General features: G+C 65.3%; 22 protein-coding genes and 1 tRNA gene. 14 read left to right on the top strand and 9 right to left on the bottom strand.

The window, feature by feature from the left end:
* The first annotated feature begins 91 nt into the window (after positions 1-91).
* Complete coding sequence (locus HNQ66_RS05105) at positions 92-1054, top strand: patatin-like phospholipase family protein (protein ID WP_184141552.1); 963 nt, start codon at positions 92-94, stop codon at positions 1052-1054.
* Positions 1055-1138: 84 nt separating this feature from the next.
* Here the strand turns inward: HNQ66_RS05105 and HNQ66_RS05100 are convergent, their stop codons facing one another.
* Positions 1139-1567 (bottom strand): CBS domain-containing protein, encoded by a 429-nt coding sequence (locus tag HNQ66_RS05100; protein ID WP_184141550.1) that lies wholly within the window; start codon positions 1565-1567, stop codon positions 1139-1141.
* Positions 1568-1753: 186 nt separating this feature from the next.
* The gene (locus tag HNQ66_RS05095; RefSeq protein WP_184141548.1) at positions 1754-2494 is read right to left on the bottom strand and encodes a rhomboid family intramembrane serine protease; all 741 of its coding nucleotides are present in this window, start codon (positions 2492-2494) and stop codon (positions 1754-1756) included.
* Positions 2495-2787: 293 nt separating this feature from the next.
* On the opposite strand from HNQ66_RS05095, the gene HNQ66_RS05090 reads away from it, so the two are divergent.
* The 6 genes from HNQ66_RS05090 to HNQ66_RS05065 all read left to right on the top strand — a co-directional run bounded on the left by HNQ66_RS05090 (position 2788) and on the right by HNQ66_RS05065 (position 8222).
* Positions 2788-3432, top strand: coding sequence for a PAS domain-containing protein (locus HNQ66_RS05090; protein ID WP_184141546.1), 645 nt, complete (start codon positions 2788-2790; stop codon positions 3430-3432).
* 133 nt (positions 3433-3565) lie between these two features.
* Positions 3566-4177 (top strand): PilZ domain-containing protein, encoded by a 612-nt coding sequence (locus HNQ66_RS05085; protein ID WP_184141544.1) that lies wholly within the window; start codon positions 3566-3568, stop codon positions 4175-4177.
* A gap of 475 nt (positions 4178-4652) precedes the next feature.
* Positions 4653-5252, top strand: a complete 600-nt coding sequence (locus HNQ66_RS05080) for a transglutaminase-like cysteine peptidase (RefSeq protein ID WP_184141542.1) — start codon at positions 4653-4655, stop codon at positions 5250-5252.
* A 237-nt stretch (positions 5253-5489) separates the two neighbouring features.
* Complete coding sequence (locus HNQ66_RS05075; RefSeq protein WP_184141540.1) at positions 5490-6251, top strand: type 1 glutamine amidotransferase family protein; 762 nt, start codon at positions 5490-5492, stop codon at positions 6249-6251.
* 105 nt (positions 6252-6356) lie between these two features.
* Positions 6357-7793: a D-alanyl-D-alanine carboxypeptidase gene (locus HNQ66_RS05070; RefSeq protein WP_246434217.1), complete on the top strand. Its 1437-nt coding sequence runs from the start codon at positions 6357-6359 to the stop codon at positions 7791-7793.
* 156 nt (positions 7794-7949) lie between these two features.
* The gene (locus HNQ66_RS05065; protein WP_184141536.1) at positions 7950-8222 is read left to right on the top strand and encodes a hypothetical protein; all 273 of its coding nucleotides are present in this window, start codon (positions 7950-7952) and stop codon (positions 8220-8222) included.
* 11 nt (positions 8223-8233) lie between these two features.
* On the opposite strand, the gene HNQ66_RS05060 is transcribed toward HNQ66_RS05065, so the two are convergent.
* Positions 8234-8671 (bottom strand): DUF1489 family protein, encoded by a 438-nt coding sequence (locus HNQ66_RS05060; protein ID WP_184141534.1) that lies wholly within the window; start codon positions 8669-8671, stop codon positions 8234-8236.
* Positions 8672-8745: 74 nt separating this feature from the next.
* Complete coding sequence (locus HNQ66_RS05055) at positions 8746-10146, bottom strand: L-serine ammonia-lyase (protein WP_184141532.1); 1401 nt, start codon at positions 10144-10146, stop codon at positions 8746-8748.
* A 562-nt stretch (positions 10147-10708) separates the two neighbouring features.
* On the opposite strand from HNQ66_RS05055, the gene HNQ66_RS05050 reads away from it, so the two are divergent.
* The 3 genes from HNQ66_RS05050 (at position 10709) to HNQ66_RS05040 (ending at position 12995) form a co-directional block, all read left to right on the top strand.
* On the top strand, positions 10709-11398 hold the full coding sequence (locus HNQ66_RS05050; RefSeq protein WP_184141530.1) for a DUF599 domain-containing protein: 690 nt from the start codon (positions 10709-10711) through the stop codon (positions 11396-11398).
* 99 nt (positions 11399-11497) lie between these two features.
* A complete protein-coding gene (locus HNQ66_RS05045; RefSeq protein WP_184141528.1) occupies positions 11498-12517 on the top strand; it encodes an acetyltransferase domain-containing protein in 1020 nt (339 codons plus the stop codon).
* A 4-nt stretch (positions 12518-12521) separates the two neighbouring features.
* Complete coding sequence (locus HNQ66_RS05040; RefSeq protein ID WP_184141526.1) at positions 12522-12995, top strand: methyltransferase family protein; 474 nt, start codon at positions 12522-12524, stop codon at positions 12993-12995.
* A 2-nt stretch (positions 12996-12997) separates the two neighbouring features.
* Here the strand turns inward: HNQ66_RS05040 and HNQ66_RS05035 are convergent, their stop codons facing one another.
* Positions 12998-13384, bottom strand: coding sequence for a MerR family transcriptional regulator (locus HNQ66_RS05035; RefSeq protein WP_184141524.1), 387 nt, complete (start codon positions 13382-13384; stop codon positions 12998-13000).
* 64 nt (positions 13385-13448) lie between these two features.
* Positions 13449-14879, bottom strand: a complete 1431-nt coding sequence (mgtE, locus tag HNQ66_RS05030) for a magnesium transporter (RefSeq protein WP_184141522.1) — start codon at positions 14877-14879, stop codon at positions 13449-13451.
* A gap of 283 nt (positions 14880-15162) precedes the next feature.
* Here mgtE and HNQ66_RS05025 point away from each other — a divergent pair, with 283 nt between their 5' ends.
* Positions 15163-15651, top strand: coding sequence for a peptide deformylase (locus tag HNQ66_RS05025; RefSeq protein WP_184141520.1), 489 nt, complete (start codon positions 15163-15165; stop codon positions 15649-15651).
* A gap of 41 nt (positions 15652-15692) precedes the next feature.
* Here the strand turns inward: HNQ66_RS05025 and HNQ66_RS05020 are convergent.
* A tRNA-Leu gene (locus HNQ66_RS05020) sits at positions 15693-15777 on the bottom strand.
* A gap of 196 nt (positions 15778-15973) precedes the next feature.
* Here HNQ66_RS05020 and lipB point away from each other — a divergent pair.
* Positions 15974-16708, top strand: a complete 735-nt coding sequence (gene lipB, locus HNQ66_RS05015; protein ID WP_184141518.1) for a lipoyl(octanoyl) transferase LipB — start codon at positions 15974-15976, stop codon at positions 16706-16708.
* Positions 16709-16714: 6 nt separating this feature from the next.
* Here the strand turns inward: lipB and HNQ66_RS05010 are convergent, their stop codons facing one another.
* Together HNQ66_RS05010 and HNQ66_RS05005 are read right to left on the bottom strand one after the other, a co-directional pair.
* Complete coding sequence (locus HNQ66_RS05010; protein ID WP_184141516.1) at positions 16715-18667, bottom strand: acetyl-CoA carboxylase biotin carboxylase subunit; 1953 nt, start codon at positions 18665-18667, stop codon at positions 16715-16717.
* A gap of 72 nt (positions 18668-18739) precedes the next feature.
* Positions 18740-19687 (bottom strand): DMT family transporter, encoded by a 948-nt coding sequence (locus HNQ66_RS05005; RefSeq protein WP_246434216.1) that lies wholly within the window; start codon positions 19685-19687, stop codon positions 18740-18742.
* Positions 19688-19842: 155 nt separating this feature from the next.
* Between HNQ66_RS05005 and HNQ66_RS05000 the strand changes: the two genes are divergently transcribed.
* Both HNQ66_RS05000 and HNQ66_RS04995 read left to right on the top strand, forming a co-directional pair.
* On the top strand, positions 19843-20247 hold the full coding sequence (locus HNQ66_RS05000; protein ID WP_184141514.1) for a helix-turn-helix domain-containing protein: 405 nt from the start codon (positions 19843-19845) through the stop codon (positions 20245-20247).
* Positions 20248-20328: 81 nt separating this feature from the next.
* Complete coding sequence (locus HNQ66_RS04995; protein WP_184141512.1) at positions 20329-21456, top strand: S-(hydroxymethyl)glutathione dehydrogenase/class III alcohol dehydrogenase; 1128 nt, start codon at positions 20329-20331, stop codon at positions 21454-21456.
* Positions 21457-21458: the final 2 nt, after the last annotated feature.

Genomic DNA, 21458 nt, shown 5'->3' with positions numbered 1-21458 from the left:
ACTATCCTGTCATCTATCGTGTTGCCGTGAGCACCGGGAAACCGGAACTGTTTTCATCGCCGCGAATTCCTCTTGGGAACGGAGGTCCGCAATGCTGAACTGGAGTTTCAATCGTAGCCTCGTAACGGCGGATGCATCGGATCCGGGCGGACCTTCCATGAACGACATGTCCCATATTCCCCAGCCGGCCCTGCCGCGCAAATCCAAGATCGCACTCGCGCTCGGCGGCGGCGCCGCCCGCGGCTGGGCCCATATCGGTGTCTTGAGGGCGCTGGAGGAGGAAGGCATCGAGGTGGGCATGATCGCCGGCACCTCCATCGGCGCGCTCGTCGGCGGCTGTTATCTCGCCGGCAAGCTCGACGAGCTGGAGGCCTTCGCCCGCTCGCTCACCATGCGCCGCATCGCCAGCCTGCTCGATTTCACCATTCGCGGCTCCGGCCTCTTCGGCGGCATGCGGCTGACCAAGCGCATGCAGGAGCATCTCGAAAACCTCTCGATCGAGGACCTCGACCGCCCCTTCGTCGCCGTGGCGACGGAAGTCAACAGCGGCCATGAGGTGTGGATCAACGGCGGCTCCCTCATCACGGCGCTGCGCGCCTCCTATGCGCTGCCCGGCATCTTCGAGCCGATCAAGTGCAACAACCGCACGCTGGTCGACGGCGCACTGGTCAATCCGGTACCGGTCTCCGTCTGCCGCGCCTACGAGGAACCGCTGGTCGTCGCCGTCAACCTCAATTACGACCTCTACGGCCGCTCGGCGGTGATCAAGCACAGCGCCAGCCAGCAGAAGATCGAGGAGCCGCGCCAGGAAGACAGCGCCGCCCGGCTCGGCCTGACGGGCGTGATGGTGCAGTCCTTCAACATCATCCAGGACCGCATTTCGCGCGCGCGCCTCGCCGGCGATCCGCCGGACCTCGCGCTGCATCCCAAACTGTCGGATATCGGCCTGTCGGAATTCCACCGCGCCGGCGAATCCATCGAGCGCGGATACCTGGAAACCAAGGCCCGGATCTTCGAGATCAAGCGCATGCAGGAAGTCGTGCTGATGCGCTGAGGCGCGCCGCAGGCGGGTATCATGAAAGAGACGGCGGGCGGAGCGATGGGATCGTTCCGCCCGAAACCGTATAAGGCGCCGGGATCAGCTTGAGATATAGGCCTTGATCGCCTCGGCCTCGTGCTGGATCGCGCGGATGTGGGATTTCACCACGTCGCCGATCGAGACGATGCCGACGAGCCGCCCTTCCTTTTCCACAGGGATATGGCGGGCGCGCAGCTTGCTCATCATTTCCATGAGGTCGTTGACGCTCTGGTTCTCGCCGCAACGATAGACATTGCCCCACATGATGGAGGAAATGGGCTTGTCGAGGCACTCGGCCCCGTTGCGGGCAACGGCGGCCACGATGTCGCGCTCGGTCGCAATGCCCGCGATGCGGTCGTTGCGGTCGACGATGACGATGGCGCCGATGTGGTTTTCATGCAGATAGACGGCAGCCTGCCTGACGGTGAGCTGCGGACCGCCGGTTACGACATTGCGGCCTTTTTCGTCCAGTATTGCCTTTACATACATGCGTACCTCCCGTGTGCATCATGACGCAGAGAGGCGGGGCAACCCGTGCAGGAATGCCCTGCCAGTACGTGGGCGGCATCCCTTCCTCCTTGCGGATGCCGCGCCGTTCCGGTGGCATGTGCGAACCGGAACGCATGCATGGTGCGCCACGAAAAAGGCGATTGCAAGACCGCTAATGGACTATCGTTAATCCCGCCGGGTCTCGGCGACGACGACGTCGAAAACCGGGAAAAAGAGGAAGCCGAAGAGGAAGCCGCCGATATGCGCCTCCCAGGCGACGGCGCCGCCGGCGACCGGCCCGAAGATCTGGCCGAAGCCGATCAGGAAGTTGGTGAGGAACCAGATGCCGGAGAAGACTAGGACCGAGCGGTTGGAAAGCGCCTCGGGGATCGTCAGGCGCCGGTTGAGATGGGCGAACTGCCGGCTGATGCGCCCGCTCGGCGAGAAGACGAAGCGCGCCGCCGCCCCCATGAGGCCGGAAACGACGCCGGAGGCGCCGACGACGAGGATCATCTCGCCCCAGTGCAGCGCGGTATGGAAGGCGACGGCCGCCGCGGACGAAAGGCACCAGAAGAGGAAGAAGCGGCCCGGGCCGATGCGCCGCACCACCGGCGCGCCGAAGGCGACCATCCAGAAGGCATTGAAGATCAGGTGCTCCCAGCTGCCGTGCAGCAGCGAATAGGTGACGGGGCTCCACAGCCAGCCCATGCCCTGCTCCGGGCAGGCGACCGCATAGCAGCCCGGCACGAAGGCGAAGTGCAGGAGCACGAAGCTGTCGGCCTCCGGCGAAAGCAGATAGGTGCGCACGAGATGGACCAGCGTCAGAAGCGCGAGCGCCAGCACGAGGCCCTGCGGCAGGTTGAAGGCCGGCTCCCGCTTGCGCGTCTCCGCCGCCCCGCCCTCGATTTCGACCCCGTCGTTACTCATGACAATCCATCCGCTCTCGAAACAGAATCGCGCTTATACAGAGAAAAGAAAGGCCGTGCAGCTTTCGCTGAACGGCCGGCGCCCCCAATCCCCGGGACAATAATCTGATGTGCAGTAAACCATTCCCTCGTGGAGGGATGGCCGGATGTTCCACGGGATGGGCGCCCGACGCAACGTAAACCAAACATTAACCTTAACATCACGCTGGCATGAAACTCGCATCGCCATCGGAAAATGCCCGATCCGGCCTCTCTCATGTGCCGGAACGGCACGGAATCGATCGGATGATACGCATGCAGACGAAGGCCGCGACGGCTCTTTACGATTACTGGACACGCCAGCGCGGCGAGCGGCCCGCGCCGCTGCGCGCCGCCATCGAGCCCGCCGACATCGCCGCCATCCTGCCGGACGTCTTCATCCTCGAGCAGAGCCGCCTGCGCAATCCGCGCTTCCGGCTGGCCGGCACGCGCTTCTGCGCGCAGTTCGGCCGCGAGCTGAAGGAGACGGATTTCGACGCGCTGTTCTCGCCGGACCTGCGCAGCCGCGTCGCGCGCATCACGGAGAACGTGATGGCCCATGCGACGCCGGCGCTCATGACCGTCCAGCTCGTCGACGGCGCGCTGGAGACGACGGACGCGGAGATCGTCCTGCTGCCGCTCGCCTCCAAGGGCAGGACGGCGGATCGCATCATCGGGGCATTCGCGCCCCTGCCCGGCCAGCGCCAGCCGCTCTCGGCCTTCCGCTATGCGACGCTCGGGTCCGTATCGGTCATCGATCCGGCGCGCATGCGCACCCTTGCCGGCAGCCGGCCGGCCGTACCCATGCCGGTTTCCGTCATGGCCGTGCGTCCGTCCACCCTCGGCCAGGCCTTCAGCCGGGTCATGCATCTGCGGATATTCGAAGGCGGGAGGAACGCCGGCGAGCCGCGCGAGCGCTGACGATACAACCCGAAACGCCTGAAAGTTGTCTTTTCGCCAACGCCAGATGGCATTCCATCCGTCCGGCAAACCTTCTGTTAACCTCGAAAGGTTAAGAGTTGGAAATAGATAGGATCATCAGGCCCCCGCGCTCATGTATTCATTCCAGCAATCATCGCCTGCCGCCAAGAAGCCGCAGCCCGAGCAGCGCAGCTTCCAGCGCGTCTCGGTGAATCTGCCCGGTCGCCTGATGGTGGCAAGCCACGACGAATACGATTGCACGGTCCTCGACATGTCGCCGGGCGATGCCGCCTTCCAGTGCGCCGCCCGCCCGCGCATCGGCGAGCGGATCATCGCCTATGTCGACCATCTCGGCCGCATCGAGGGCACGGTCGCCATCGTCAACGACACGGGCTTCGCCATCCTGCTCAACGCGACGGACCGCAAGCGGGAAAAGCTGGCCGCCCAGCTCACCTGGATCGCCAACAAGCACGAGCTCGGCCTGCCGGAAGACCGCCGGCACAACCGCCTGACGCCGCGCAACACCAGCACCGACCTGACGCTCGACGACGGCCGGCGCTATCCCTGCCGCATCATCGACCTCTCGCTCTCGGGCGCGGCGGTCGACATCGACGTGCGCCCGGCGCTCGGCACGCCGGTCCAGCTCGGCCACATGAAGGGCCGCGTGGTGCGCCACTTCCAGGAGGGCGTCGCCATCGAGTTCTCCTCCGTCCAGTCGAAGGAAGCCCTGACCGCGTTCCTGTAGCGAATCGGCACAGCTCATCGTCGGCACTGTCCGGAAGGGGCCATCGGCCCCTTCTGCTGTTTCAGCCCGGCACATCGCCCCGGCAAGAATCCCGAAAATTTTTTTTCGTCGAAATCGGCCGTCCGCGCCGGGACGGAGAGAATCGGCGACCCGGAAGCGGAATTCTCCCGCTCGCAGCCCTATCAGAGAATCCGGGGAAGCGGCCGTTTTGCGGCCACAGACTGAAGCACCGCTCCTGAAAATCCGCAATTATCGCTTCCAAATCAAACGCTTGCCGATTTCGCCAGCGTTCGCGCCGACGCGAAAACCGTTCAAAATTTAATCAAAAGCGCCTCAAATACAGATAAAATGTATTTCGAAATTTATTCTTGTTTTATACTTATGCGATCTTGATTTGAACTAAGTTATACTTCGGCTTTTCGCGCAAGCTCAAAACATAGCTGTCATTGTGACCTCATCAAACGGGGACGACACAATGACAAAAGCCATCAAGACAGGGACGTTTGCATTCCTCTTCTCTCTGGCCGCAGCACAGGCAGCGATGGCCCTTCCGGCGAACATTCCGCTGGCGGGCGCGACCAACCAGCCGATCGGCCATTACGAATTCTGCAAGCGCTACAGCGACGAGTGCGGCCCGAACGGCAAGGATGCCGGCCCGCTCGTGCTGACGCAGGAAAACTGGAAGACCATCCTCAACGTCAACTACACGGTCAACACCGACATCCAGCCGATGACCGACATGGAGATCTACGGCGTCGAGGAGGAATGGGCGTATCCGGATCTTGCCGGCGACTGCGAGGACTATGTGCTCCTCAAGCGCAAGAAGCTGATCCAGGCCGGCATCTCGCCCGCCAACCTCCTCATCACCGTCGTGCTCCAGCCGAACGGCGAAGGCCATGCCGTGCTGACGGTTCGCACCGACCGCGGCGACTTCGTGCTCGACAACATGCGCAACAAGGTCCTGCTCTGGTCGGAGACGGAATACCGCTTCCTCAAGCGCCAGTCCTCGGCGAATGCCGGCAAGTGGGTGAAGCTGCAAGACGGTCGTGCCGACGCCGTCGGTAGCGTCCGGTAGTCTGCGGCGCCGCATGAAGAGACTGCCCGGCAGCAATGCCGGGCGAAAGAAAGGGCCCGGTCAGTCCCCCAATCCCCGTCCCCGACCATGGCCCTGCGGCCGGTTCTATTGTCCCGGAACCGGCCGCTTCCTTTTTCAGCCATCCGCCGCAATGCCATCTCAACCAAAAATTAACCCTGTTCGCAGACGCTTCGCCCAATCGTTCCGCAACGGCGAACGAGCATCCGCGAGGGGAAGATGGCTGCGGTAACCACCGGCAACGAAGAACATGCCCCGCTGATCTCCAACCGTTTCCTGACGCGGCTGACGATCGGCGTCGCGATGCTCGCCGGCCTCACAGTGGCGATCAGCGCCGGCGGGCGCATGCTGGGCGAGCGCATCGCCCTTGCCGGCCACACGGAAAGCACCGAACCCGTCGACATCGTCATCGGCCAGGACCAGATCCGCCTGCCGGCCAACACGATCCGCTTCGAGGAGCAGCGCCTGACCAGCCGCGCCGAGCATGTGGACCTCTACCTCACCTGGCCGGAGATGAACGGCTACAGCAACGGGGAACGCACCCGCTTCAACGATGCCACACGTCCGGAAGGCTTGATTTTCCTCAACCTTTCGCAAAGCACCATGTCGCGGGACATGTCCGGAAGGCTGGAGCCGATCTACAGCCACCTCTTCGACGACCGGCCGGAGCCCGGCCCCGCCGGCCTCACCCTGCAGCGGCTCAAGGAGAATTCCGGCTACGGCGACGAGGTCTTCTTCACGGGCATCCTGCCGGACGGCTCGGACTATGCCGTGCGCTGCATGATGCCGGAAAACGAATCGCAATCGACCAGCGCGGATTGCCAGCGCGATATCCACATCGGCCGCGATCTTTCTGTGCTTTATCGCTTTTCGAGCAGACTTTTGCCGCAGTGGCGCGCCATGGAGGCGCGCGTGCGCGACTATCTCGGCCGATCCTTTGTCGAAAACGGCCGCTCCGTCTCCACCGCCCTCAAGCCGTAAAACACCACCGATCTCAGAAACCAATGATTCATCATAAACCGATTGGTAACGCTGTGCCGCTACTGTGCTGCCAACGGTCGCCCCGGGAAATCCCGCCCGGACAACATGTGCAATCCGAGAATGAAGAGTAGCGTAGTGCCCCGTTCCGTATTCCTCGACTTCCTCCCCCGCTCCTGCCGGGCAGTCGCCAATGCGGCGAAAAGCCTTGCAATGATCGGAATGGTCGCCACCCTTGCCTTCGCCGCGCCGGCGGCAGCAGCGCAATATGCCGGCATCGTCGTCGATGCCAAAACGGGCAAGGTGCTCTACAGCGAGGACGCGGACGCGTTGCGCTATCCGGCGTCGCTGACGAAGATGATGACGCTCTACCTCACCTTCGAAGCGCTGGAAGCCGGCAAGATCCGCCTCGATTCGCGCGTGCCCTTCTCCAAGAACGCCGCCAGCGAACCGCCGACCAAGCTCGGCGTCGGCGCAGGCAAGTCGATCACCGTGGAACAGGCGATCCTCGGCCTCATCACCCGCTCGGCGAACGACGCCGCGACGGCCCTCGGCGAACTGCTCGGCGGCTCGGAAGAACGCTTCACGCGCATCATGACGCAGAAGGCCCGCGCGCTCGGCATGACGCGCACCGTCTACCGCAACGCCAACGGCCTGCCGAACACCGCGCAGGTGACGACCGCGCGTGACCAGGCCCGCCTCGGCATCGCGCTGCGCCAGCACTTCCCGCAGTATTACCACTATTTCTCCGTGACCAGCTTCCGCCTCGGCAAGCAGGTCATCCGCGGGCACAACCGCCTGCTCGGCTCGGTGCGGGGCGTGGACGGCATCAAGACCGGCTACACCCGCGCTTCCGGCTACAATCTCGTCAGCTCCGCCGTCGCCGATGGCCGCAGCGTGGTCGGCGTCGTCATGGGCGGCCGCTCGGGCGCGGCACGCGACCAGCAGATGCGCAAGCTCCTTGCCGCCTATATGCCGAAGGCCTCGCGCCGCGGCAGCGGTGATCTGATCGCCGAGACCAGGGACGCCCCGACGCTGAGCGCCGACAGCGCAGCCGCCGTCGCCAGCATCGACCTGCCGGAAAGCGGCCCGATCCCGACCTACCGCTACAACGAAGCCCGCATCGAGACTGCTTACGCTGCGACGGAAAGCAAGGCGGAGATCGTCGGCAAGCGCGCACTCGCCGCCACGCTGAAGCTGCAGCGCGAAGCCGCCGTGCCGCAGGAGGAAGTCACCGGCGAAGGCGATGCCGACGTGGACGAACTGACCACCTCGGCCGTCAAGGCCGACCCCACCCCTTCCGGCTGGGTGATCCAGATCGGCGCGACGCCGGACCGCGACCAGGCGCAGAAGCTTCTCGCCAAGGCACAGGACCAGGGCGGCAAGGCGCTCTCCCGCGCAACCCCGTTCACCGTGGCCGTCGCCAGCGACAACGGCCAGCTCTACCGCGCCCGCTTCGGCGGCTTCGGCGACCAGGACCGCGCAGCCGCCGCCTGCAAGGCGCTGAAGCGCAAGGGCTTCGCCTGCTGGGCCAGCCAGCAGTAACAGTACCGGATCGCGCTCCGGCGCGGTCCCTGATTTCCGCCTTGCACCCGCAACGGCCGCCGGAAGGTATTGCGTACCGGAGGCCGCGGGGGAAGGCCGGCGGAGGCCGCTTGCGGCTCTGCCATCCTCGATTGGGTATAGCGTACGAGGCAGATCATGGCGATGAACGAGAACCTGTTCGATGTTGAGCCCGCGGCGCGCGACGCCAAGCGCAAGTCGCTGAAGGGCACGCTTCATCCGCTGCACGAGGCGGCGATGCGCATCGCCGATATCGGGCTCGGCCGTTCCCGCAACCGGACGAAGGATCTCGTCGGCATGCTGCTCGCCCACGGCGCAAGAGCCTGGCGCTCGGGCCAGCCGGCCGCCGGGATCCATCTCCATGTCGGCATCAGCGAGCACCGTTATCCGGTTCGCCTGCGCCTGCGCTGATTTTCAGACTTTTAGAGAAGACCGAGCTCGGCGAGTTCCCGCCGAAGCTCCAGCGGCAGGTCCGCGGCGCCCTCGCCCATGTTCTTCAGGTCGCGCGGCGCATCGTCTTCCGTCAGGTAGCGCCAGCCCTGGAAGGCGCGGCGCGGCTGGAATTCCGTCTCGACGACCTCCGGCCCGAGCACCAGCTCGCAGCGGGAAATGCCGTTCGCATCGGTGAAGGTCTTGATGTCGAGAAGCTGCTGGCGGGCCTGCACCTGCCCCTTGATCACCCAGTAGAGCGAGCCGCCGTCGAGCAGCTCCCGGTCCCGTTTCGGGATCATCCGCGTGATGTGGCTGGAATGCGGCTCCATGCCCGCCGCCATCGCGATCAGCGAGCGTTCGGATACCCATTCGCGCAGGTCCTCGATCGAGTCCGCGCCGACACAGAGTTTGATGAGATGAAGGGCCATGCCCCTTTCAACGCCTTGCCGGCGGCCGGGTCAAGAGGCCGCCGTGTCGCACTCCACAAGGAAGAGATAAAGCCTCAGCACTCCACCACGTTGACGGCAAGGCCGCCTGTCGAGGTTTCCTTGTACTTCTCGTTCATGTCGACGCCCGTCTGGCGCATCGTCTCGATGCACGCGTCGAGCGGCACGAAATGCTTGCCGTCGCCCTTGATGGCGAGCGAAGCGGCCGTCACGGCCTTCACCGCGCCGAGCGCGTTGCGCTCGATGCAGGGCACCTGCACGAGGCCGGCAATGGGGTCGCAGGTCATGCCGAGATGGTGTTCCAGCGCGATCTCGGCGGCATTCTCCACCTGTTCCGGCGTGCCGCCCATGACGGCGGCAAGGCCGGCGGCGGCCATGGCCGAGGCGGAGCCCACCTCCCCCTGACAGCCAACCTCGGCGCCCGAGATCGAGGCATTGTGCTTGATGATGCCGCCAACGGCCGCGGCCGTCAGCAGATAGTCGCGGATGCCGTCCTGGTCGGCATCCTCATGGAAATGCTGGTAGTAGCGGATCGTGGCGGGCACGACGCCCGCCGCCCCATTGGTCGGCGAGGTGACGACGCGCCCGCCGGCGGCGTTCTCCTCGTTGACGGCCATCGCATAGACGGAGAGCCAGTCGTTGGCGAGCAGCGGGTTCGCCTTGTTGGAGCGCCACTCCTCCTGCAGCTTGTCGTGGATCGAGCGGGCGCGGCGGCGCACCTTCAGGCCGCCCGGCATGATGCCCTCGTTGCGAAGGCCCCGGTCGATACAGGTCTTCATCGCCTCCCAGATGCGGTCGAGGCCGGCATTCAGCTCGTCGCGCGACATGGTGGCTTCCTCGTTCGCGCGCTTCATCTGCGCGATCGTCATGCCCGAGCGCTCGGCCATCTCCAGCATCTGCTTTGCCGAGGCGAAGGGGAACGGCACCTTCTTGTCGCTGGCGCGCGCCTTGCTGGTGCGCATCTGCTCCAGTTCCGTATCGGTGACGACGAAGCCGCCGCCGACGGAATAGTAGATGCGCTTCAGGAGCAGCCGGTCGTCGCGGTCGTAGGCGGAGAAGGTCATGCCGTTGGCATGGCCCGGCAGCGGGTTCTTCTTGTCGAAGATAAGGTCGGTCTTCGGCTGGAAGGCATAGCCCGGATGGCCGGGCGGCGTGATGCGCCCCGTGCGCTCGACTTCGGCGACGATGGCGTCCATCCGGTCCGGGTCGACCGAATCGGGCCGCTCGCCCATCAGGCCGAGGATGACGGCACGGTCCGAGCCATGGCCGATGCCGGTATAGGCGAGCGAGCCGTGCAGGCTCATGCGGACCGCGGCGACATGGGCGCCGGAGGGGCGCGGCCAGTCGTCGGAGAGGATGAGATCGAGGAAACGGTTCGCCGCCGACATCGGCCCCATCGTGTGGGAGCTGGACGGCCCGATCCCGATCTTGAAGACGTCAAACACCGAAAGAAACATTTCCGGACTTCTCCTTGCCGCGGCAGGCTATGCTGTGTCTGTTGAAGCTACGTTATCACGCGCCGCGCCCACGGCGATCTCCCGACATCGGGTTTTACCAACGCGACATGCCGCCAAAACAAAAGCAGCGCGTCCGAGGGAGCGCGCTGCTTATGTAAGGTCGATGGCCCGGGATTTTCAGATGCCGCCGAAGAGATGAGCGATGGCGAGAACGGCGCCAAAACCGAGAACTGCGCGGACGGTGATGCCCCAGCAGGACTTCTGAACGGTACTTTCCATGATTTCCCCGATGGAAGATGTCGTCGCAGCAGCCGTCTTCGGCGCTGCTCGGGGCCCTGTTTAGTGAAGATTTGATGAAACCGCAATCGCCAAAAATGGCAGAACCAAGGCACGAATGGCATAGGAGCCACGCACCGGGCGCATGACCTGTCGCAAAATCAGACAGTTATAGGTAGCGGCAGCGGGCGGGCCATGCCTCTTTGCCGCCCCATGTTTTAACAGCTTTGATCGGACCGTCGCGGCCCGCTTGCAAATTGCGCAATCCGTGGCACAAGGCAGGACCATGAGCACACCCGACCTTGCCGCCCTCGTCGTCTTCATCACCCTGTGGATCGGGTATTCCTGGATCACCGACCGGGCGAAATTCCTCGACCGGGTGAGCCTCACGCGGGCGATGAGCTCGCAGCGCACCATATGGATCCGCAACGCGCTCCACCGGGACCTGCGCATGATCGACACGCAGATCATGGCGGGCCTGCAGAACGGCACGGCCTTCTTCGCCTCTACCTCGCTGCTGGCGCTCGGCAGTTGCTTCGCGCTTCTGGGCGCCACCGAGCAGGTCTTCGCCATCTTCAACGACCTGCCGTACTTCTTCCACGGCAGCCGCGCCGGCTTCGAGCTGAAGGTCGGCGGGCTTGCCATCATCTTCGGCTATGCCTTCTTCAAGTTCGGCTGGTCCTACCGGCTCTTCAACTATTGCACGATCCTGCTCGGCGCGATGCCGATGAGCGGCGACATCCACAAGGACCCGGCCGGGGCCGAGCTTGCGGCCGACAAGGTCATCCACATGAACATCCTGGCGGCCAAGCAGTTCAACATGGGCCTTCGCGCCATCTTCCTGTCGATCGGCTATCTCGGCTGGTTCGCCAGCCCCTATCTCTTCATGGCGACGACCGCCGGCATCACCGTCGTGCTCGTGCGCCGGCAATTCTATTCGGCTGCGCGCGCGGCCGTGCTCGAAAGCCTCGACTGATCTCCATCAACCCCGGCCAGCCACCTTTCCGCCATCCGCCCGGCGCAAGTTTGGCGTGGCATATTCCCATGGACCCAGGCAATGCGGCGACCGCGAACCATGACGACGACGGTGATTGACGGCAGTGTGGAGGAAGGCAGCGCGCGAACGCGCCGCCTGCCGCGCATTCCGCTCATAGACCAGGCCCGCGCCGTCGCGCTGATCGCCATGGCGATCTATCACTTCACCTGGGACCTCGGTTATTTCGGCTATATCGAGCCGGAGACCGCGACGACCGGCGGCTGGCGCATCTTCGCCCGGCTGATCGCCGGCAGCTTCCTGGCGCTCGCCGGCTTCAGCCTCGTGCTCGGCCATGCGCAGGGTTTTCGCCCGCGGCCGTTCCTCATCCGGCTTGGCAAGATCGGCCTTGCGGCGGCGCTGATCACGCTCGCCACCTGGTTCCTCTTCCCGCAGACCTTCATCTTCTTCGGCATCCTGCATGCCATCGCGGCGGCAAGCCTCGTCGGCCTCCTTTTCCTCCGCCTGCCGGTAATCGTCACGCTGCTCGCCGCGGCGGCGGCCGTCGCCGCGCCGCTCTACCTGCGTTCGCCCGTCTTCGACCATCCGGCGCTCTGGTGGGTCGGCCTTTCCGTCGACGTGCCGCGCTCGAACGACTATGTGCCGCTGCTGCCCTGGATCGCCCCCGTGCTCCTCGGCATCGCGCTCGCCCGCCTCTTCCTCGCAAGCCCGCTTCCCGAGCGGCTCGCCGGCGTGGGGACTGCGACAAAGGCGCGGTGGAAAACCCTTCTGGCGACGGCCGGCCGTCACAGTCTCGCCATCTACCTTGTCCACCAGCCCATCCTGATCGCGCTGGTCTATTGCTTCTCGCTGGTCTTTCCCGCCCCCGCGCCGGATCCCGTCGAAAGCTACATGAAGAGCTGCACCCGCGCCTGCACCAACGAACGCGACGGAGGCTTCTGCGAGAGCTTCTGCGGCTGCACGCTCGACAGGCTGCAGCAGGCAAACCTCTTCGCCGACCTCAACAGCGGCGCAATCGACGTCACCACGGACGAGCGCATCTCGGCGATCTCGTCGCAATGCACGGCAAATGCCGAAACGAGGCCCGACCTCAAGGAGTAGGATCATGAACGCCTATCGCGTGAAGCCACTCGCCTTTCCCTGGCCGCCGCTGATCTATGCCGCAGCCATAGCGGCAGCCTTCCTGCTCCAGGCGTGGTGTCCGCTCGAGACGGCGCAGACGGAGGTCTGGATCGCCCGGGCGGCGGGCGGCGTGCTGATCGCGACGGCGGCGGTGCTGGACGTCTGGGCGATGCGCACCCTGCTCGACTGCCAGACGGCGATCATGCCGAACCGCTGCTCCACCCATCTGGTGACGCGCGGCCCTTACCGCCTCACGCGCAACCCCATCTATCTCGGCTATACGCTGGCGACCGCAGGCCTCGGCCTCGTCATGCTCAATCCCTGGTGCATCGTGACGGCGATGGTGGCGGCCGGGCTTACGAACATCGTCGCCATCAAGCGCGAGGAACTGCATCTCCTCTCGCGCTTCGGCATCGATTTCGAACGCTATTGCAACGGGACGGCGCGCTGGATCTAGGCTCAGGTGCCGACGCCGATCTCGGCAAGGCGCGTGAGGCAGGCTTCCTCGACATTGTCGAGCTCGGCGAGCGTTTCCTCGATATCGCGCCGCTTCTGGCGCAGGTCCTCGCGCTTTTCGCTGACCTTCTGCATCAGCATTTCGAGCTGACCCATCTCGCCCGGCGGGTCCTTGTAGACTTTGATGATCTCGCGGATCTCGGCAATGGTGAAGCCGATGCGGCGCCCGCGCAGGATTTCCTGGATCAGCCGGCGGTCGGCAGGGCGGAAAAGCCGCGTGCGGCCGCGCCGCTCGGGATTGATCAGCCCCTCGTCCTCGTAGAAGCGCAAGGTGCGGGTGGAAACCCCGAATTCGCGCGTCAGCTCGGTTATGGTATAAAACTTGTCCACGCCTGCTCCGATCTTCTCTGGGCAGGCATTTTATTGACTTTTACGTATAAGTCAATTTTCTCGCTCAGCGGATGGCGAACCACCAGGTCGCGAGCCCGAGAAACGCGAAGAATCCGACGATATCCGTCACCGCCGTCACGAAGACGCTGGAGGAGACGGCCGGGTCCGCGCCGGCCCTGTCGAGCAGCATCGGGATCATGATGCCGGCGAGCGCCGCCGCGCACATGTTGATCATCATGGCGGCCGCGATGACGAGGCCGATATTGCCGTCATGGAACCAGAAGCCGGCGACGAGGCCGATCATCAGGCCGAAGGCGAGGCCGTGCAGCAAACCGACGCCCGCCTCGCGCCGCACGACGCGCCAGGCATTGTGGATATCGAGGTCGCGGGTGGCGAGCGCGCGCACCGTCACGGTCATCGTCTGCGAGCCGGCATTGCCGCCCATGCCCGCCACGATCGGCATCAGCACGGCGAGCGCCACGATATCCTCGATGGTCGCCTCGAACAGCGAGATGACGGAGGCCGCGAGGAAGGCCGTCAGGAGGTTGACCAGCAGCCAGGGCGCACGCGAGCGCACCGTCTCGATGGTGCTGTCCGACAGTTCTTCGTCGCCGACGCCGCCGAGGCGCATCAAGTCCTCCTCGGCCTCTTCCTGGATCACGTCGACCACGTCGTCGATGGTGAGCACGCCGACGAGGCGGCCGTTCTCGTCGACGACGGCGGCGGAGAGCAGGTCGTACTGCTCGAAGAGCTGCGCGGCCTCTTCCTGGTCCATCTCCGCCGGGATGGGATGGTTCGTCTCGCGCATCATCGCCTCGATCTTCGTGCCCCGCGGCGTGCGCAGGATGCGGTCGAGGTCGACGGCGCCGAGCAGGCGGAAGGTCGGGTCGATGACGAAGACCTGCGAGAAGCTCTCCGGCAGGTCGGCGTCCTCGCGCAGGTAGTCGATCGTCTGGCCGACCGTCCAGAACGGCGGCACGGCGACGAACTCAGTCTGCATGCGCCGGCCGGCCGTGCTCTCGGGATAATCCAGCGAGCGGCGCAGGCGGATCCGTTCGGTGAACGGCAGCTTGGAGAGGATCTCTTCCTGGTCCTCCTGGTTGAGGTCCTCCAGGATGTAGACGGCGTCGTCCGAATCCATCTCGCCGATGGCGGCGGCGATCTGCTCGTTCGGCAGATGCTCGACGATATCGAGGCGGATCGCCTCGTCCACCTCGGTCAGCGCGGCAAGGTCGAAGTCCGCGCCGAGCAGCGAGACGAGCTGGCGTCGCTGTTCCGGCTGGATCGCCTCCAGAAGGTCGCCCATTTCCGATTCGTGCAGCCGCGCGACATGGCGGCGCAGGAACAGGAGGTCGCCGTCGGCAATGGCCGCGCCGACATGCATGAGGAAGTCCGAGCGGATCGAACCGTCCTCGGCATAGATATCCTCGCCGTCGAAGGTGCTGTGCCCTGCCTCGGTTTCGAGAACGCGGCTATCGTCGCCGGTGTCTTCCATCGGGCCGCTCCTCTTGCCGGGGTCGCCCGGCCCGGGCGTCAGCGGGGGCTGGGACGACGGAATTGCTGCAGGGTTGGTGCGGCGCCTCGTTCCGCGCCGCATGCCTCCGTGCTAGCGCAAAGCGCCCGGCCGGTCCATCGCCGAAAGCGGCAAATGGGCGTCGCCGGAAAAAATTTCGCAAGCTGTTGCAATTTCATGCAAATCGCACGATTCGCACCGCCGGCGTTTTCGCACCGGCGCAAACAGGATAGGAAGGGGCAGGACCAACCGGCCGGAGCCCTTCATGGCGATCCTTCCCCTTCTACGCTATCCCGATCCCCGCCTTCGCATGCCCTGCAAGCCGGTGGAGGTTTTCGACGCACGCCTTGCGGCACTGGCGGGCGACCTTGCCGATACGATGCGCGCCGCGCCCGGCATCGGCATCACCGCCGCCCATGCCGGCATTCTCGAACGGTTGACGGTGATCGAGCTCGACGGCCCCGCCTCGCAGCGCGTCTATGTGAATCCCGTAATCGAATGGTTCTCGCCGGAACTGCAGCGCCACATGGAAGGCAGCGTCTCCATGCCCGGCGTGACGGAGGAGGTCGAGCGCCCTGCCCGCATCCGCCTTGCCTACCGGAACCTTGCCGGCGAAAGCCGCGCGGAGGAAGCGGACGGCCTCCTCGCCGTCTGCCTCCAGCACGAGATCGACCAGCTCGACGGCATCTTCTGGATCGACCGCCTGTCGCGGCTGAAGCGCGAGCGCGTCGTCAAGAAATTCAGGAAGCTTTGAGGGAGCCCAGAAAGCAAAAAACCCGGCCGAAGCCGGGTTCTTGGTGCGGTCGAGAAGACTCGAACTTCCACGGGTTGCCCCACAGCGACCTCAACGCTGCGCGTCTACCAATTCCGCCACGACCGCATCGTGGTAGGCGTCGTCTTGCGGCGACGGGGGTGCATGTAGCAAAAGCATTTGGGGTGCACAAGGCCGTCCGATAAGAAAAATGACGGGAAGACGAACAATTTCAACAGGCCCTTCACAGATGGCCTGAAACCCCTGAAATCCTTGCACGATCGCGCCTATATCTGGCAGAACGGAACAAAAGGACGGCCCACCGATGCAGCGTCAGGACATTTCCGCTTCCCTTCTTGCCATTCCCGGCTCTCCACCGGTGCGCTGGCGCGTCGCGCCCGGCCTCGTCGGCTATGACGAGGCCGTGGAAACGATGGAAAAGGAGGCTGCGGCCATCGCAAACGGCGAGGCGGACGAGCTCGTCTGGCTGGTCGAGCATCCGCCGCTCTATACGGCCGGCACGAGCGCGAACGCCGCCGACCTCGTCGCACCGGATCGCTTCCCGGTGTTTTCCACAGGCCGCGGCGGCGAATACACCTATCACGGCCCCGGCCAGCGCGTCGTCTATGTCATGCTCGACCTGAAGCGGCGCCGGCAGGACGTGCGCGCCTTCGTGGCGGCGCTCGAAGCGGTGGTGATCGATGCGCTGGATTCGATGAACGTGCGCGGCGAGCGGCGCGAGGACCGCGTCGGCGTCTGGGTGCGCCGGCCCGAGCGCCCGCCGCTGCCGGACGGCTCGCCCGCCGAGGACAAGATCGCCGCCATCGGCATCCGCCTGCGCCGCTGGGTGAGCTTCCACGGCTTCTCGCTCAACGTCGATCCGGACCTCGAACATTTCTCCGGCATCGTGCCCTGCGGCATCCGCGGCTACGGCGTGACCAGCCTCGTCGACCTCGGCCTGCCCGTCATGATGAGCGACGTGGACGTGCGTATCCGCGATTCGTTCGAGCGGGTGTTCGGCCCGACCGTCCCGGAGGCGGACTGTCGGCCCGCCGCCTGAGGCGCCTCAGGCGAATTCCATGATCACCGCATCCACCGCGAGGCTTTCGCCGGCTTTCGCGCGGATTGCCCCGACCGTCAGGTCCCGCTCGGCGCGCAGCACGTTCTCCATCTTCATCGCCTCGACGACGGCCAGCGTCTCGCCCGCCTTGACCTCCTGCCCTTCGGCGACGGCGATGGAGACGACGAGGCCGGGCATCGGGCAGAGCAGCATCTTCGAGGTGTCCGGCGGCAGTTTCACCGGCATCAAGGCGTCGAGCTCGGCAAGGCGCGGGGTGAAGACGCGGCTGCGCACGGAAAGCCCCTGCCAGTCGATGCGCATGCCGTTCGCAAGCGGGCGAATCTGCGCCGTCACACTACGCCCGCCGACCGTGCCGCGCCAGACCGGCTCGCCCGGACGCCAGTCGCTTTTAACGCTCTCGTCCGCCGTCACCGCGTGATAGGCATCGTCGAGCTTCACCACCCAGTCAGTGCGCTGGGCACCGGCCGGCCGCAGCCGGTCGAGATGGCCGGCGCGGCGTTCTGCGTCGACCAGATGGGCGGCAAGCGCGACACGCGAAAGGATGCCCGCCTCCTCGTCCGTCGGCGCCATCGGCGCGAAACCGTCCGGATATTCCTCGGCGATGAAGCCGGTCGAAAGCCGCCCTTCCCGCCAACGCGGATGGCGCATCAGCGCGGCGAGGAACGGCACGTTGTGCTCGATGCCGTCGACGACGAAGCCGTCGAGCGCATCGCTCATCGCGTCGATGGCCTCAAGGCGCGTCGGCGCGAAGGTGCAGAGCTTTGCGACCATCGGGTCGTAGTACATCGAGATTTCCGCGCCCTCGTAGACGCCGGTATCGTTGCGCACGACCGCTTCGCCGTTCCGCCCCTCCGCCGGAGGACGATAGCGGGTGAGCCGGCCGATGGAGGGCAGGAAGTTGCGGTAGGGATCCTCGGCATAGAGCCGGCTCTCCACCGCCCAGCCGCTCAGCTTGATGTCCGCCTGCGCCAGCGCCAGCTTCTCGCCGGCGGCGACGCGGATCATCTGCTCGACGAGGTCGATGCCGGTGACGAGCTCCGTCACCGGATGCTCGACCTGCAGGCGGGTGTTCATTTCGAGGAAATAGAAATTGCGGTCGCGGTCGACGATGAACTCCACCGTACCGGCGCTCTGGTAGTCCACGGCCTTCGCCAGCGCCACGGACTGCTCGCCCATCGCCCGCCGGGTCGCCTCGTCGAGGAAGGGCGACGGCGCCTCCTCCACGACCTTCTGGTTTCGCCGCTGGATGGAGCATTCGCGCTCGCCGAGATAGAGCGCGGTGCCATGCGCATCGGCCAGCACCTGGATCTCGATATGGCGCGGATCGACGATGTATTTCTCGATGAAGACACGGTCGTCGCCGAAGGAGCTTTTCGCCTCCGAGCGGGCGCGCTCGAAGCCGTCGCGCACTTGCCCCTCGCTCCAGGCGATGCGCATGCCCTTGCCGCCGCCGCCGGCCGAAGCCTTGATCATCACCGGATAGCCGATTTCCCCGGCGATGCGCTCGGCATGGGCGGCATCCTCGATGACGCCGAGGAAGCCCGGCACGGTCGAGACCTTCGCGGCATTGGCGAATTTCTTCGATTCGATCTTGTCGCCCATGGCGCGGATCGCCTTCGGCTTCGGGCCGATGAAGACGATGCCTTCCGCCTCCAGCGCCTCGCAGAACGACGCCCGCTCGGAAAGGAAGCCGTAGCCGGGGTGAACCGCCTCGGCGCCCGTTTCCCTGCAGGCCGCGATGATCTTTTCCGCAACGAGATAGCTTTCGGCGGCGGCGGCCGGGCCGATATGCACCGCCTCGTCGGCCATCTCCACATGCAGCGCATCGCGGTCGGCATCGGAATAGACCGCGACGGTGGCAATCCCCATCCTGCGTGCCGTCTTGATCACGCGGCAGGCGATCTCGCCGCGATTGGCAATCAGGATCTTCTTGAACATGCTTTCCTCCCGGCAGTCTCAGGCGCAAAGTCTTAGCCAGAAGGCCGCGCCCGTTCAACGGCGCCGATAGTCTTACTCGAAGGCGGCGATGTCGGGCTTCGCCTTCCGGCTCTTGTGCTCGCGCCAGATGATGAAGAGGCCGGAGCCGACGATGATGGCGATGCCGAGCCATTTCGACGGCGTCGGGAAGTCGCCGAAGATGGCATAGCCGAGCACGGTCGCCGAGATGATCTCGAAATACTGGAAGGGCGCGAGCAGCGAGAGCGGCGCCATGCGGAACGCCCGCACCACGAGCATGTGCGCATAGCCGGAGAGAGCGCCAAGGACGAGGAGCAGCATCAGCGCCAGCACCGAGCCGGGAAGCGACGGCGTAAAATCGGCGATGCCGGCCGAATCGCCGATGAACAGCGCCGCCCCCATGAAGAGCGTGCCGCCGAAGCCGGCGATGGTCTGCATGGTCAGCGGCGAATCGGCATTGCCGATGGCGCGGTTCATGAAGAGGTAGATCGAATAGAGGAAGGCGCAGGCGACCGGCAGCAGCGCCGTCCAGCCGAACAGCACGAAGCTCGGCTGGATGACGATGAGCGCGCCGCCGAAGCCGACGACGATGGCGAGCCACCGCCGCCAGCCGACCTTGTCGCCGAGGAAGGCCGCAGACATCGCAGTGAGGATGAAGGGCTCGACGAAATAGATCGCGAAGACGTCGGCGAGCGGCATGTATTTCACGGCGGCGAAGAACATGAGGCTCGCCGCACCGTGGAACACGCCGCGCAGGAGGTTCAGCCAGGGCCGCTTCGGCCGCAGCATGGCGCTGCCGCCGGGCGTGAAGATCAGCGGCACGGTGCACACCACCTGGAAGAAGAAGCGGTAGAACGTCACCTGCCCCGGCGACATGCCGGCGAAGTTCGCCATGTATTTGGCGATGGCGTCCATGCAGGGCAGAAGCAGCATGGCGATCGCCATCAGCAGCACGCCCTGCATGATGCCGCCGTCCTGCGGCTCGGTGGTGCTGGCGGTCATCGGTCACTCCTTCGCTCGCTCTTCCAATAGCTCTTTTCCGCCGGCTGGCAATGCCGGAAATCCTGCCGCCCGCGCGCGGCGCGAAGCGGCGCATTTGAGGTAGCCCGCGCCGCGTTCTTGCCTGTAAGCTCGCGCGACGAAAAACGGAGGCCGCCATGACCTTCCCCGGAGAGAGCAACACCATCCCCTTCCCCTCGGGCCGCGCCGATGGCGACACGCTGGGCGGGCGCATCTGGCGCGCGCGCGACGCGCTGAACCTGTCGCTGGAAGACCTTGCCGCCCGCATCGGCCTGCCGGAAGACACGGTGGGCGGCTGGGAGCGCGACCATGCGGAACCGGACACCAAGGCGCTCTTCATGCTGGCCGGCGTGCTTTCGGTTTCCCCCTCCTGGCTGATCGCCGGCATCGGCGAGGCGCCCGCCGACCCGCCCGGCGACGAGCACCTGCATCCGCTTCTGCGCCAGTTGCGCGAGGTCCGCCATCTGCACGATGAGACGGGCCGGGCGATCGCCGCGCTCGAAGCCGAGATCGCCCGGCTGATCGCCCGGGACAGAGGCTGAATTTTCCACCAACCGCCCTTGAGGCACCGTGCCGGCTCTGCAATGGTCGGCCGACAAGAGAATCCGTGAAGGGAGACAAAGATGGACGTTCGCGCCGCCGTTGCCGTGCAGGCCGGAAAGCCGCTGGAGATCATGACCGTACAGCTCGAAGGCCCGCGCGCCGGCGAAGTGCTGGTCGAGGTGAAGGCGACGGGCATCTGCCATACCGACGAATTCACCCTGTCGGGCGCAGACCCGGAAGGCATCTTCCCCGCCATCCTCGGCCATGAGGGCGCGGGTATCGTCGTCGACGTCGGCCCGGGCGTCACCTCCCTGAAGAAGGGCGACCACGTCATTCCGCTCTATACGCCGGAATGCCGCTCCTGCCCGTCCTGCCTGTCGCGCAAGACGAATCTGTGCACCGCCATCCGCGCCACGCAGGGCCAGGGCCTGATGCCGGACGGCACCTCGCGCTTTTCCATCGGCAAGGACAAGATCTTCCACTACATGGGCTGCTCGACCTTCGCAAACTACACGGTGCTGCCGGAGATCGCGCTCGCCAAGGTCAACCCGGACGCGCCCTTCGACAAGATCTGCTACATCGGCTGCGGGGTCACGACCGGCATCGGCGCCGTCATCAACACGGCGAAAGTCGAGATCGGCGCCACGGCCATCGTCTTCGGCCTCGGCGGCATCGGCCTCAACGTCATCCAGGGCCTGCGCCTTGCCGGCGCCGACATGATCATCGGCGTCGACCTCAACAACGACAAGAAGGAATGGGGGACACGCTTCGGCATGACCCATTTCGTCAACCCGAAGGAAGTCGACGGCGACATCGTGCCCTATCTCGTCAACATGACGAAGCGCGGCGCCGACCAGATCGGCGGGGCCGACTACACCTTCGACTGCACCGGCAACACGAAGGTGATGCGCCAGGCGCTCGAAGCGTCCCACCGCGGCTGGGGCAAGTCGGTCGTCATCGGCGTTGCCGGCGCGGGGCAGGAAATCTCCACCCGCCCGTTCCAGCTCGTTACCGGCCGCACCTGGATGGGCACGGCCTTCGGCGGCGCGCGCGGGCGCACGGACGTGCCGAAGATCGTCGACTGGTACATGGAGGGCAAGATCGAGATCGATCCGATGATCACCCACACCATGCCGCTCGAGGACATCAACAAGGGCTTCGACCTGATGCACGAAGGCAAGTCCATCCGCAGCGTGGTGATCTATTGACC

This window comes from Shinella fusca (assembly GCF_014203155.1).
Lineage (GTDB): Bacteria > Pseudomonadota > Alphaproteobacteria > Rhizobiales > Rhizobiaceae > Shinella > Shinella fusca.
This window is presented reverse-complemented; position numbering and strand designations above follow the sequence as displayed.

What these genes read in the sequence shown, in the direction of transcription:
- HNQ66_RS05105 (WP_184141552.1), top strand. Translation starts at nt 92, where the DNA reads ATGCTGAACTGGAGTTTCAATCGTAGCCTCGTAACGGCGGATGCATCG.
- HNQ66_RS05100 (WP_184141550.1), bottom strand. Translation starts at nt 1,567, where the DNA reads ATGTATGTAAAGGCAATACTGGACGAAAAAGGCCGCAATGTCGTAACC.
- HNQ66_RS05095 (WP_184141548.1), bottom strand. Translation starts at nt 2,494, where the DNA reads ATGAGTAACGACGGGGTCGAAATCGAGGGCGGGGCGGCGGAGACGCGC.
- HNQ66_RS05090 (WP_184141546.1), top strand. Translation starts at nt 2,788, where the DNA reads ATGCAGACGAAGGCCGCGACGGCTCTTTACGATTACTGGACACGCCAG.
- HNQ66_RS05085 (WP_184141544.1), top strand. Translation starts at nt 3,566, where the DNA reads ATGTATTCATTCCAGCAATCATCGCCTGCCGCCAAGAAGCCGCAGCCC.
- HNQ66_RS05080 (WP_184141542.1), top strand. Translation starts at nt 4,653, where the DNA reads ATGACAAAAGCCATCAAGACAGGGACGTTTGCATTCCTCTTCTCTCTG.
- HNQ66_RS05075 (WP_184141540.1), top strand. Translation starts at nt 5,490, where the DNA reads ATGGCTGCGGTAACCACCGGCAACGAAGAACATGCCCCGCTGATCTCC.
- HNQ66_RS05070 (WP_246434217.1), top strand. Translation starts at nt 6,357, where the DNA reads ATGTGCAATCCGAGAATGAAGAGTAGCGTAGTGCCCCGTTCCGTATTC.
- HNQ66_RS05065 (WP_184141536.1), top strand. Translation starts at nt 7,950, where the DNA reads ATGGCGATGAACGAGAACCTGTTCGATGTTGAGCCCGCGGCGCGCGAC.
- HNQ66_RS05060 (WP_184141534.1), bottom strand. Translation starts at nt 8,671, where the DNA reads ATGGCCCTTCATCTCATCAAACTCTGTGTCGGCGCGGACTCGATCGAG.
- HNQ66_RS05055 (WP_184141532.1), bottom strand. Translation starts at nt 10,146, where the DNA reads ATGTTTCTTTCGGTGTTTGACGTCTTCAAGATCGGGATCGGGCCGTCC.
- HNQ66_RS05050 (WP_184141530.1), top strand. Translation starts at nt 10,709, where the DNA reads ATGAGCACACCCGACCTTGCCGCCCTCGTCGTCTTCATCACCCTGTGG.
- HNQ66_RS05045 (WP_184141528.1), top strand. Translation starts at nt 11,498, where the DNA reads ATGACGACGACGGTGATTGACGGCAGTGTGGAGGAAGGCAGCGCGCGA.
- HNQ66_RS05040 (WP_184141526.1), top strand. Translation starts at nt 12,522, where the DNA reads ATGAACGCCTATCGCGTGAAGCCACTCGCCTTTCCCTGGCCGCCGCTG.
- mgtE (WP_184141522.1), bottom strand. Translation starts at nt 14,879, where the DNA reads ATGGAAGACACCGGCGACGATAGCCGCGTTCTCGAAACCGAGGCAGGG.
- HNQ66_RS05025 (WP_184141520.1), top strand. Translation starts at nt 15,163, where the DNA reads ATGGCGATCCTTCCCCTTCTACGCTATCCCGATCCCCGCCTTCGCATG.
- lipB (WP_184141518.1), top strand. Translation starts at nt 15,974, where the DNA reads ATGCAGCGTCAGGACATTTCCGCTTCCCTTCTTGCCATTCCCGGCTCT.
- HNQ66_RS05010 (WP_184141516.1), bottom strand. Translation starts at nt 18,667, where the DNA reads ATGTTCAAGAAGATCCTGATTGCCAATCGCGGCGAGATCGCCTGCCGC.
- HNQ66_RS05005 (WP_246434216.1), bottom strand. Translation starts at nt 19,687, where the DNA reads ATGACCGCCAGCACCACCGAGCCGCAGGACGGCGGCATCATGCAGGGC.
- HNQ66_RS05000 (WP_184141514.1), top strand. Translation starts at nt 19,843, where the DNA reads ATGACCTTCCCCGGAGAGAGCAACACCATCCCCTTCCCCTCGGGCCGC.
- HNQ66_RS04995 (WP_184141512.1), top strand. Translation starts at nt 20,329, where the DNA reads ATGGACGTTCGCGCCGCCGTTGCCGTGCAGGCCGGAAAGCCGCTGGAG.